Genomic DNA, 12,274 nt, shown 5'->3' with positions numbered 1-12,274 from the left:
CTTTATTTGTTCCTATTTCCTATTCCCTGTTTCCTATTCCCTATTCCCTATTCCCTGTTCCCAGTTAAGTGTTCCCTGTTCCCTAAAACCAAGGAATTTTGTACCTCACGCTTCTTGGGAATTGCTATAATACCCTTAATTCCAAGAATACTAAAACTTTCATCCCAAATTTCTGAATTCTAAATTCTGAATTCTGAATTCTTACCCTTTTAGAATACCGATGCTACCGGACATGATATAACTTCCCCTCCAAAAACATTTCGCCAATCAAGGCGGGGTTTTAGACCCAATTATTTTGATAAAATTTTTGTGGGAGCAAATGTGAAATAATTATGCAACCAGATTTACCAGATTTAAAAATTACAGATTTAGAGGTAGAGCAGTTAAGTTCTAAAAGTTCCAGTGATATATCAATGGTTAATTTATATCAGTTACCATTAGGATTTAGTAGAAGGCAAATTTTGTCAATTATGTTGAATCAAATTGTTGTATTTGGTTTAACTTTAATTATTTCTCTACCTCTTACTTTATTGATGATTACTAAGACAAGTTATGCTTCTGATGACCCTCGCTTAATCAGTCTATTTATTAAAATTGTTCTGGGAATATCACTAGGTATTACTCTGTGCTGGAATATTTATATGTGGTGGAAAACTCAACCACTAAAAGAACTAGCAAAATTGCAGAATGAGGTAAATAAATATAATCAGGTAATTATGGCTGTAGAGATTATGGATAGATTAGCTGCGGTGGGAAATTTAGAAGTAAATTTGATTAATCGAAATGATGTGCTTAAAGCATTGGAAGTAACTAGAGAAAGTTTGATTTGTGCATTACAAACAGAAAGAATTTTACGGGAAAATCAAGATTTTATGATCAGGCGGTATGAATTATTTGCCAGTATGGAAAATAATTTGTCTGCTCTAATGAATTTTGATGTTAAAAATCAGGCAACTGAATATGGAAAGTTACTAAATGAAGCGTTAGAAATTGGTATAAGTGTGCAGAAAGAAGTACGAAAGTTGTCTGGTGTTTCAGCAGAAAATAATATTCATATTGGAAAAAAATAAACTTTAGTATTTCAAGTCTCTTTATTCCATATAGGTGCTGTTCAATAATTAATAATTAACAATTAATAATTAATAATTTCTTCTTCTTTTCAAGAAGAGGATTGGTTAAAAGGGAAATTTTTTTCTCCTTTAAAGGAGAGGCTTTAAGCCATAGTTTTTCGGTAACTGATAAGTGATATAGCCCTACACATTAAGGTGTTTGACATTTCTAAATCCTGTTTGCGCAGCATGACCTAGGAAAACCCTTTGAAAATTTACTATTCCCTATTCCCTATTCTCTATTCCCTATTCCCTATTTCCTAGCGCTATAACTGAAATGACCAGATTTATCCACGACCAATTTGCTAAAGATTATTTAGAAGAACTATTATCACCATTCGGAGAATGTCAAGCACCTCTAGAAATCCGCAGTGAAATTAGACAAGTTGATGTCTTTTTTACACCAAAAACTAGCTCGCAAAATGCACCAGAAGTATTAGGATTATTAGGAAAATTAGCCTCTAATATTTCTTTATTTGAACCTTTCCGTAATCCTGTATCAATTAACGAAATTCGGACTTGTGTACTGAAATTATTAGAAGTTCATACAGATTATATCCGTCGAGCGAATCGAGAAAAGACTAAGATTACTGAAGAGAATTATCCTAAATTATGGATTTTAACACCCACTGCATCAAGTAAAATACTAGAGAATATTGGTGCTAAAAATGATGGGGATAATTGGGGTGAAGGAATTTATTTATTAGCTCCATTCTTGAGAACTGGATTAGTAGTAATTCATCAATTACCAGAAACATTAGATACTTTATGGTTAAGAATGTTAGGTAGAGGCAGCGTCCAACAAAAGGCAATAGATACATTAGAAACACTACCACAAGGAAATCCATTCCGGGAAAATGCTTTATTGTTATTATCTTCTTTGCGTAGTAATTTAGAAGTAAGTTCAGAATTAGAAGAAGAGGATAGAGACTTAATTATGCGTTTATCACCACTTTTATTGGACAAATTAGAAGCTGCTACTCAGTCAGGTATAGAGCAAGGTGCCCGAGTCGAACGTACTACGATTATTGAGAATTTGCTGATAATGAAGTTTAATTCCTTGGATGAGCAACTTAGGGATATTATTGAACCAATATTATCTTTATCTCCAGAGGAATTTTCCTCTTTACTATTACAATTACCTCAATTATCTCGTGAGGAATTATTGGCAAGATTTAGTAGCGAAAATTAATACTAATAGTTAACAAATAATGCTTACGTTAGCTGAAATTTAAATTATTAAGTGATTAACACAGACGGAATAATTTTTGTGTTAATTATTAGCCAGTTAGTGTTAATTATTCTTATTTTAACTTCTTTGTAGGGACGTTGCATATAAGACCAAGTCTGAAAAAAGAATGTTACAAATAATAAGGGCGATAAAAAAAACTTGCTTAGGAGATGTTTTTTTGACGAGTTCAATAAGTTATGAACTAAGAATGGCATCTAAGCTATTCCCATTTGACTCCTAACTCCTAACTCCTAACTCATTACTCCTAACTCCTAACTCATTACTCCGTAGGGACGTTGCATAACAAAAATGCGTTTTCTTATAGGGAATGCTACGCAAACATCTCACGCAGTGTTAGCGGAGCTTTGCGTCAGCAAAACGTCCCTACTTACTCCTTAAAAAAACGAGATATTTGTAGCAAAAATTTATCAAATTGGTATAAGGTCTCTGCCTACTCAAGAAAGTTTAGTAAACATTTTGCACTTGGTATTAATTATGCGCTTATCACCACTTTTATTAGACAAATTAGAAGCTGCTAATCAGTCAGGTATAAAGCAAAGTATAGAACAAGGTGTCCGAATCGAACGTACTGCAATTATTGAAAATTTGTTGATAATGAAGTTTAATTCTTTGGATGAGCAACTTAGGAATATTATTGAACCAATATTGTCTTTATCTCCACAATAATTTTCCTCTTTACTATTACAATTACCTCAATTATCTCGTGAGGAATTATTGGCAAGATTTAGTAGTTAGAATTAATAGGGGAATGGGAGATGGGGAGATTGAGATTTTTAATGTAGTTCGATCCCTAAAAATATTTTACCGAATAATTAAGGTTTAAAGCCTCTCCTTTAAAGGAGAAACAATGAATTAATTTTCCTTTTATTCAATCCTTTTCCTTTTAGGGAGAGGTAATTATCAATTATCAATTATCAATTATCAATTATTGAACTATTCTCTGTTGCCTGCTACTACAAAAAGTCTGTTCTTTAAATATAAATATTGGGGCAAATCTGATTTAGGAGTAATAGAATAAATATCACAATTGATTAATTTCTGTTAATTAACAAGGTAAAAGTATGGTCAGAGAATAGCTTTTAAATTAGAATTGAAATATAAGAACATATTGGACTGAAAGTACCGGAAACAATATCGGTAAAACACTAAATTTTCAATTTATTTTAGTGATAAATACCTAAATTAATCCGATACAGAATCCCAATTAATTTAACCATACTTTAAAAAACAATGGTCGCACAAATATCCGATAACAACTACGAAACCCAGACCCAGGAAATAGCTAAACAACTCTTGACAGTAACTCAAGAAAAAAATCGTTCTTTCTTAGGTCAATTGCAAAATCAAATGCGGTGGGATGATAAACTCCTTGACTGGGCGATGGCAAGTCCTGGTTTGCGGGTGCAACTATTTCGTTTTATTGACTGTTTACCAGCATTACGCAGTAAACCAGAAATAGCTGCTCACCTTCAAGAATATCTGACTACTGAAGAAGTTGAACTCCCAGATGCTCTGAAAAAACTTCTCAATTTTGCTAACCCAGACTCTGTTCCTGGTCAAGTAGCAGCGACGACTGTTGCACCCGCAGTCGAAACCCTCGCCCATAAATACATTGCCGGGGAAAGTGTCAAACAAATTATCAAAACTCTGGAAAAACTACGGAAAGAAAAAATGTGCTTTACCGTAGACTTGCTTGGGGAAGCAGTTATCACTGAAACTGAAGCACAGTTATATTTAGACCGTTATCTGGAACTGATGACTCAACTTTCTCAAGCTGCTAACAAGTGGTCGTCAGTTCCCCAGATAGATGAAGCAGAAGGAGAACAACTGCCACGAGTACAAGTATCGGTAAAACTGACAGCATTTTATTCCCAGTTTGATCCCCTTGATGCCAAAGGTAGTCAGCAAAGAGTGAGCGATCGTATCCGCACTCTACTCAGACGCGCTCAAGAACTCGGTGTAGCAGTTCACTTCGATATGGAACAATACAACTACAAAGACCTAACCATTGCTATTCTCAAAGAATTGTTGATGGAAGAAGAGTTTCGCAACCGTACCGATATCGGCGTCACAATTCAAGCATATTTGCGGGATAGTGAAAAAGATGTACAAGGTATTATTGACTGGGCAAAAATTCGAGGTCGTCCTGTTACGGTTCGACTCGTCAAAGGAGCGTATTGGGATCAAGAAACCATCAATGCTTTACAACACGATTGGCAACAACCAGTATTTAACGATAAACCCGAAACCGATGCCAATTTTGAAAATTTGACTCAGATGATGTTAGAAAATCATCAATATATTTACTCAGCGATCGGTAGTCATAACGTTCGTTCTCAGGCAAGAGCGATCGCCATTGCTGAAACTCTAAATGTGCCTCGCCGTTGTTTCGAGATGCAAGTTCTCTATGGTATGGGCGACCAAATAGCGAAAGCATTAGTAGAAAAAGGTTATCGCGTCCGAGTTTATTGCCCCTACGGCGACTTATTACCAGGAATGGCATATTTAATTCGTCGCCTTTTGGAAAATACTGCCAACAGTTCATTCCTCCGACAAAGTTCAGAAAACCGACCTTTAGAAGAATTATTGGCAGCACCTACTACTAACGGCAAAACTACAATTCACGATATTGTCAAACCAGTTTTCCCCAATGCTGCGGATAGCGACTACGCCAACGCCCAACAACGGCAACAAGCACTGGATGCAATTGGTCAAGCGCGATTAGAATTAGGAAAAACCTATCTGCCAATTATTGATGGTGAATACACAAATACGGAACAAATAGTTAATTCTGTTAACCCATCAAACCCTAAAGAGGTAGTTGGCAAAATTGGTTTAATTTCTGTCGAACAAGCAGAACAGGCAATTCAAGCAGCAAAAGCAGCATTTCCTGGTTGGAAGAAAACACCAGTTCGGAAACGGACAGAGATATTGCGTAAAGCTGCCGACTTAATGGAAAAACGTCGCCACGAACTGACAGCATGGATGGTTTTAGAAGTTGGCAAACCTCTGAATCAATGTAACGCGGAAGTTTCTGAAGCTATAGATTTTTGTCGTTATTATGCTGACGAAATGGAACGGTTAGATGGTGGTTATAAATATGATGTTGCTGGAGAAACTGACCGTTATCATTATCAACCCCGTGGAATTTCTTTGGTGATTTCTCCTTGGAATTTTCCTCTAGCTATTCCTACTGGAATGACGGTTTCTTCTTTGGTGACTGGTAACTGCACGTTATTGAAACCTGCGGAGGTGTCATCGGTTATTGCCTCAAAAATTGCTGAAATTTTGGTGGAAGCAGGTTTTCCGAAAGGAGTATTTCAGTTTGTTCCGGGTAAGGGTTCCAGCGTTGGCGATTTTATGGTGAAGCACCCAGATGTTAATAGTATTACTTTTACTGGTTCTCAGGAAGTAGGTTGTCATATTTATGCTCAAGCTGCAATTTTGCGTCCAGGGCAAAAACATCTGAAACGGGTTATTGCTGAGATGGGTGGTAAAAATGCGATTATTGTGGATGAGAGTTCTGACCTCGATCAAGCGGTTGCTGGTGTTGTACATTCTGCTTTTGGATATAGCGGACAGAAATGTTCTGCTTGTTCGCGGGTTGTGGTGTTGACTCCAATTTATGATGCTTTTGTCGAACGGTTGGTAGAAGCTACGCGATCGCTAAACATAGGAGATGCGGAGAAACCAAGTACGCAAGTTGGTCCGGTAATTGATAATAAGGCGCAAAAGCGGATTCAGGAATATATTGATAAGGGTAAGCAGGAGGCGGAAGTTGCTATTGAGATGAGTGCGCCAGAGGATGGTTATTTTGTTGGTCCGGTGGTGTTTAAGGATGTGTCACCGAATGCAACTATTGCTCAGGAAGAAATATTTGGTCCGGTATTGGCAGTGATGGAAGCAGAGAATTTTACGGAAGCTTTGGAAATTGCTAACGGAACGAATTTTGCTTTGACTGGGGGGTTGTATTCTCGGACTCCTTCTCACATTGAACGAGCAAAAGCAGAGTTTGAAGTGGGGAATTTGTATATTAATCGTGGAATTACCGGAGCGATCGTTTCCCGACAACCGTTTGGTGGGTTCAAGTTGTCTGGTGTGGGTTCAAAAGCAGGAGGTCCTGATTATCTGCTGCAATTTTTGGAACCGCGCACGATAACTGAGAATGTTCAACGGCAAGGTTTTGCACCTATTGAGGGTGTGGATAGTTGACCTAACCCCCCAACCCCCTTCCCTGCAAGGGAAGGGGGGGGAAGATTCTCCCCTCTCCTTGCAGGAGAGGGGTCGTGGGAGAGGTCTTCAGCATGGGAGGAAGATTCTCCCACTGATAACTGAAAAAAAATGTTGTTGACAAAAAAACTTGACATGGTATTATAAGCATAATGGGAAAGGTGCGCTCAGATATACTCAAATAAATTCGGCCAAAAAAACCTATTTCCCCGCTAGACAGTCTGATAACTGATAACTGATAACTGATAACTGAAATTATGCAGTCTGGAAAAATCCTGAGAAACCACTACAAAATTATTGACTCTCTCGGAAGCGGAGGGTTTGGAGATACCTACTTAGCTGAAGATTTAGATTTACCAGGAAATCCGAAATGTGTAGTCAAACACCTCAAACCTAAAAGTTCAGATCCAGAAGTTTTAGCTACTGCCCAAAGGTTGTTTGAGAGAGAAGCAGAAACTTTATACAAATTAGGGCAAGACTCAGACCAAATACCAAAATTATTTGCCCATTTCCAGGAAGGAACAGAATTTTACCTAGTACAAGAATATATAGAAGGACAAGATATAAGTAAAGAACTTACCCCAGGAAAAAAATTAAGCGAGTCTTATACCATTGCCCTACTCAAAGGAATCTTAGAAGCATTAGCAGTAGCTCATCAAAAAAATATAATTCACCGAGACATCAAACCAGAAAACTTGATGCGTCGTAAGTCAGATAACAAAATAGTATTGATAGACTTTGGGGCGGTAAAAGAAATAAGTGTATTAACCACAGGTTTAACTGTAGCAGTAGGTACACCTGGTTATATGCCAAGCGAACAAAGTAATGGCAAACCAAGATTAAGTAGCGATATATATGCAGTGGGAATGGTAGGAATACAAGCACTGACAGGCAAAGAACCAGAAAATTTACCAACAGACCAAGATACAGGAAATATAATCTGGCGAAACGAGGCACAAGTTAGTAACCATCTGGCAAATATATTAGATAAGATGGTGTGGGAGTATTTTAGAGAGCGTTATAAAAATGCTACTGAAGTATTAGAAGCATTAAATATTCAAACTCCACCACAACCAACGCCAGCACCAACACTACAACCAACACCACAACCAACACCAGCACCAACACCACAACCAACACCTAGTCAAACAAAAACAGTAGTAGCAAAACCCCAACCCCAACCTAATAAAACTAGAAGACAAATATTGATATTAGGAGGTTTAGCAGGAAGTGGGTTTGTTGCAGCAATATTAAGTAGAGATTTTGGGAATAAACCATCTCCAGAAAACATTTCTACTCCCCAACCAACACCAGAAACAACTCCAGAAAACATTTCTACTCCCCAACCAACACCAGAAACAACTCCAGAAAATATTTCTACTCCCCAACCAACTCCAACACCTTCCCCTACACCACAACCCAAATTTCCGATTCAAACATTTACTACCGTCACAGTTAACAGCAGAGGAGAAATAATAAGTCGCCTTTCAGGTCAAGCAGAAGTAATGACAGAAAATTTTGGCAATGGAGTTTTCCTAGAAATGGTAAAAATTCCCGCAGGTAGATTTCTCATGGGATCTCCAGAGACAGAAGCAGGAAGAAGAGATCGTGAAAGTCCCCAACATTATGTAGATGTGCCAGAATTTTTCATGGCAAAGTATCCAGTCACTCAAGCACAATGGCAAGCAGTTATGAGTAATAATCCTTCTAGTTTTCAAGGTCCGAGTCGCCCTGTAGAAAATGTATGTTGGTTCGACGCAACAAAATTTTGTCAGAAACTCTCACAAAAAACAGGTAAAAGATATAGTTTACCCAGTGAGAGTCAGTGGGAATATGCTTGTCGAGCTAGAACTTCTACACCTTTTTATTTTGGCGAAACTATAACGTCTGACTTAGTTAACTATAATGACAATACTCCTAAAGGAATATATCGAAAAGAAACAACAGATGTAGGAATTTTTCCTCCCAATGCTTTTGGTTTGTACGATATGCACGGCAATGTTTGGGAATGGTGTCAGGATGTTTGGCATGATAATTATGAAGGTGCACCTACTGATGGTAGTGCTTGGGAAACTGGGGGAGATACCCAGATAGGGGTGCTTCGTGGTGGCAGTTGGAACACCTATCTTGATAATTGTCGGTCTGCCATGCGTTTTATGTTCTACAACTATAGCTGTACTTACCCCTGGGGTTTCCGTGTAGTTATGTTCCCTGATTTGTAGTTTCCTTTTTCAATTCAGGAAAGAACAAAAAAGTTTGCGGTTAGAGTAGCCAAAGCTTGTACTTGGTTAGAAGGAAAATCTAATGTAAGTAGAACCTTACAGCGCTTTTCATATGAATGAACCACAAAAATGTAAAATGTGACTAAAGACCAAAATAGTTATCTAGAGCGATCGCCAAACCACAAAAATGGCCAGACCATATTCAACAGATTTACGTCTTCGTGTGCTTAGGGCCTATCAAAACCAAGAAGGTTCTCAACGTCAAATAGCACAAAGGTTTCAAGTTAGTTTAACTTTTGTCCGTAATTTATTACGGCATTATCGAACCACAGGAACTGTGAATCCAAAGCAACGTGGAGGAGGACCATTACCTAAATGTGAGGCTAATTTTGATTCTTTAATTCAGCAGAAAATTCAACAAAAACCAGATATTTTACTTTGTGAGCTATGCGAATATTTAGAAATTAGAACAGGAGTAAAAGTCAGTCTATCAACAATGTATAGAATTTTAAAAAAAATCAATATAAGTAGAAAAAAAAAGTATTTGCGATCAGTGAACAAAAGAGAGAAGATATTAAGCAAAAACGTTATGAGTATCGAAAATGGCTGGATTTAGTAGACATAAATAATTTGGTTTTTGTGGATGAATCAGGAGTAAATTTAGGAATGACTCGTCTTTATGGTCGAGGAAAAGTAGGAGAGAGAGTAGTCAGCAATGCTCCTAGAAATAAAGGTAAAAACACAAGTGTCTTAGGAGCCTTAAGCGAGTATGGTTTAATAGCATCAATGACGGTAATTGGTAGTACAAATAAAAACGTATTTGAAACATATGTAGAGCAAATTTTAGTACCTCAATTATGGCCAGGAGCAATTGTATTGATGGATAATTTAAGTATTCATAAAGGGCTAATAATTGAAGAATTAATTAACTCAGCAGGAGCCAAATTAATATTTTTACCAGCCTACTCTCCAGATTTGTCACCTATCGAATTATGCTGGTCAAAATTTAAAAATTTCCTCCGTTCTTATCAGCCTCGAACTTCAGAACAATTGGATCGAGTTATTAGTTTAGCGATCGCTCAAATTACTGAAGATGATGCCATGGGTTGGTTTGAACATTGTGGTTTATTCATATGAAAACCGCTGTATATCAAGTCTCATTAATTAACCATAATAAAAATGTTCTTCGTCTCTAAGGAAGAATATTTTTCACTCTTTCCCTTTCTTCCCTACTCCCTACTCCCTACTCCCTACTCCCTGCTCCCTAAATTTTTTATTGTGGTTATTCAAAGAGGCATGATATAAAGCCTGACAAAGCAAATTTCTGAATTCTAAATTCTAAATTCTAAATTCTGAATTCTTACCCTTTGACAATACCGATGCTACCGGACATGATATTATATCATGTCCGCTGGTATCGTTGGTGTAAACTCAAGGGTGAATTTTACCGGAAATTTAAGTTTTTTTCTGGCTCTTAAGTATTCCTGCCAGTTAAGTGTTCCCTCCTCCCTCCTCCCTCCTCCCTGTTCCCAGTTAAGTGTTCCCTGTTCCCTACCTTTGCTATACAATACCGATGCTACCGGACATGATATAATGCATCATTTGGCTCATAAAGGCCAAAAGTTATCAAGGCCATTCGGCAAAATTTATTAATATATCTTAATATATATTAAAGAAAAGTTGAGATTTTAAGGATATGGCCGTGACTGACAACCAAACATCTAAATCGAAGTCAAGTCGATTATTCCAAACCCTAGCTTATTTTGGGGTGGTACCCTTTATCGGTAGTTTTAAATGGTTACAAAAATTATTTGGAGAAAAGACACCATCAGCAACAAATGCATCAGAAGTCGTATTAGTAGTTGGTGCTAATGGTGGAGTAGGTAAACGAGTTGTACCTTTACTACAAAAACGGGGTTATCAAGTCCGATCGCTCGTTCGAGATGCGAAAAAAGCTGAAAAAGTTCTTGGCAAGAATGTTGAAATAGTAACTGCCGACATCACTAAACCAGAAACCCTCACTCCTGAGATATTCAAAGATGTTAGTAAAATTATCTGTTGTACAGGTACGCGAGTTCAACCTGTAGAGGGAGACAACCCAAACCGAGACAAATATTATCAAGGCATCAAATTTTTCATGCCAGAAGTTGTTGAAGATCCCCAACTTGTGGAATACGAAGGCATGAAAAATCTAGTAGCAGCAGCAAAACCACAACTACAACCAAGCAACAATAAAATCATCTTTGACTTCACAAACCCTACCCAAGATGTCAAAGAAACCTGGGGTGCATTAGACGATGTTGTGATGGGAGGAGTCAGCGAAAGTTCCATTCGTCTGACAGGTAGTAGCGCTCTTTTCTCTGGTAATGTCTCGACAGAAAACTCTGGCGGTTTCGTATCTGTACGTACTCGTAACTTCGATCCTCCAATGAATTTATTGGGATATGCTGGTATCGAACTTCGGGTGAAAGGAGATGGTAAACGTTATAAATTTTTCCTGCGTTGCGAAGACAAATGGGATGGGGTTGGTTACAGCTATTCTTTTGACACCGTTTACAATATCTGGATGACTATTCGTATTCCATTTAAAGATTTAATTCCAGTATTTCGTGCCAAAGTTGTTGAAAATGCTCAACCTTTTAATCCTAGTCAAGTTTATTCTTACCAATTAATGTTGAGTAAATTTGAATATAACCGAGAACTTAATCCTAAATTTGCACCAGGATTTTTTCAGTTAGAAGTTGAGTCTATTAAAGCTTATGGTAGGGACGAATTGCCTAAATTTGTTTTAGTTAGTTCGGCGGGTGTAACTCGTCCGGGGCGACCAGGTTTAAACTTAGATGAACAACCTCCAGCAGTGAAATTTAATGATCAATTAAAAGGTTTATTAAATTGGAAATTAAAAGGAGAAGAAGTTATTCGTTCTTGTGGAATTCCTTATACAGTAATTCGACCTTGTGGAATGACTGAACAACCAGGTGGTCAAGCATTAATATTTGACCAAGGTGATAATATTAAAGGTATTGTTAGTCGGGATGATATTGCCGAACTTTGTGTCAAAGTTTTAGAAGAAAATCAGGCTTGCAATACAACTTTTGAGGCAAAAGGAGATAAGGAAAATCAAGCAACTGCTGAAAATTGGCAGAAGTTATTTAATAGTTTAGAAGCTGATAGTAAGAAGTCAGCTTTGACAGTTTAAAATGTTGCAAATAATGTAGGTTGGATTGACGAAGGAAACCCAACATAAAGAGTCTCATTCCAGTAGTGGAATGTTTCAGCTAAAACTGTGCATTAGATTTTAGGTTGTGGGAAGACAAGGAAGACAAGGAGGACAAGGAAGACAAGGAGGACAAGGAAGACAAGGTGGTAAGGGAGAAAAAAGCCTATTGCACTATTTAAGATGAAACAGTCCAGTAGGGTGCGTTAATGAAAATGTAACGCACCACTTCTATATTTAAGGT

The 12,274-nt window shown here is 37.5% G+C and carries 8 protein-coding genes; all 8 read left to right on the top strand.

Features of this window, described 5'->3' with window-relative positions:
- The first annotated feature begins 332 nt into the window (after window positions 1-332).
- Window positions 333-1,070, top strand: a complete 738-nt coding sequence (locus F6K40_RS12070) for a hypothetical protein (RefSeq protein ID WP_293136005.1) — start codon at window positions 333-335, stop codon at window positions 1,068-1,070.
- A 316-nt stretch (window positions 1,071-1,386) separates the two neighbouring features.
- On the top strand, window positions 1,387-2,301 hold the full coding sequence (locus tag F6K40_RS12065; RefSeq protein WP_293136003.1) for a flagellar assembly protein H: 915 nt from the start codon (window positions 1,387-1,389) through the stop codon (window positions 2,299-2,301).
- 534 nt (window positions 2,302-2,835) lie between these two features.
- A complete protein-coding gene (locus F6K40_RS12060; RefSeq protein WP_293136000.1) occupies window positions 2,836-3,027 on the top strand; it encodes a hypothetical protein in 192 nt (63 codons plus the stop codon).
- A gap of 564 nt (window positions 3,028-3,591) precedes the next feature.
- Window positions 3,592-6,573, top strand: a complete 2,982-nt coding sequence (gene pruA, locus F6K40_RS12055; RefSeq protein WP_293135998.1) for an L-glutamate gamma-semialdehyde dehydrogenase — start codon at window positions 3,592-3,594, stop codon at window positions 6,571-6,573.
- A 275-nt stretch (window positions 6,574-6,848) separates the two neighbouring features.
- The gene (locus F6K40_RS12050; RefSeq protein ID WP_293135995.1) at window positions 6,849-8,813 is read left to right on the top strand and encodes a bifunctional serine/threonine-protein kinase/formylglycine-generating enzyme family protein; all 1,965 of its coding nucleotides are present in this window, start codon (window positions 6,849-6,851) and stop codon (window positions 8,811-8,813) included.
- Window positions 8,814-9,000: 187 nt separating this feature from the next.
- Window positions 9,001-9,429 carry a helix-turn-helix domain-containing protein gene (locus F6K40_RS12045; protein ID WP_293135993.1) on the top strand — a complete coding sequence of 143 codons (429 nt, stop codon included), beginning with the start codon at window positions 9,001-9,003 and terminating at the stop codon, window positions 9,427-9,429.
- Window positions 9,363-9,950 (top strand): IS630 family transposase, encoded by a 588-nt coding sequence (locus F6K40_RS12040; protein ID WP_365671171.1) that lies wholly within the window; start codon window positions 9,363-9,365, stop codon window positions 9,948-9,950. The genes F6K40_RS12045 and F6K40_RS12040 overlap by 67 nt, the downstream gene beginning before the upstream one ends.
- A 559-nt stretch (window positions 9,951-10,509) precedes the next feature.
- A complete protein-coding gene (locus F6K40_RS12035; RefSeq protein WP_293135991.1) occupies window positions 10,510-12,012 on the top strand; it encodes a CIA30 family protein in 1,503 nt (500 codons plus the stop codon).
- Window positions 12,013-12,274: the final 262 nt, after the last annotated feature.

The organism is Okeania sp. SIO3I5, assembly GCF_010672085.1.
Taxonomy (GTDB): Bacteria; Cyanobacteriota; Cyanobacteriia; order Cyanobacteriales; family Microcoleaceae; genus Trichodesmium.
The sequence above is the reverse complement of the archived record's forward strand: the minus strand, read 5'-3'. Positions and strand labels throughout refer to the sequence as shown.

What these genes read in the sequence shown, in the direction of transcription:
- F6K40_RS12070 (WP_293136005.1), top strand. Translation starts at nt 333, where the DNA reads ATGCAACCAGATTTACCAGATTTAAAAATTACAGATTTAGAGGTAGAG.
- F6K40_RS12065 (WP_293136003.1), top strand. Translation starts at nt 1,387, where the DNA reads ATGACCAGATTTATCCACGACCAATTTGCTAAAGATTATTTAGAAGAA.
- F6K40_RS12060 (WP_293136000.1), top strand. Translation starts at nt 2,836, where the DNA reads ATGCGCTTATCACCACTTTTATTAGACAAATTAGAAGCTGCTAATCAG.
- pruA (WP_293135998.1), top strand. Translation starts at nt 3,592, where the DNA reads ATGGTCGCACAAATATCCGATAACAACTACGAAACCCAGACCCAGGAA.
- F6K40_RS12050 (WP_293135995.1), top strand. Translation starts at nt 6,849, where the DNA reads ATGCAGTCTGGAAAAATCCTGAGAAACCACTACAAAATTATTGACTCT.
- F6K40_RS12045 (WP_293135993.1), top strand. Translation starts at nt 9,001, where the DNA reads ATGGCCAGACCATATTCAACAGATTTACGTCTTCGTGTGCTTAGGGCC.
- F6K40_RS12035 (WP_293135991.1), top strand. Translation starts at nt 10,510, where the DNA reads ATGGCCGTGACTGACAACCAAACATCTAAATCGAAGTCAAGTCGATTA.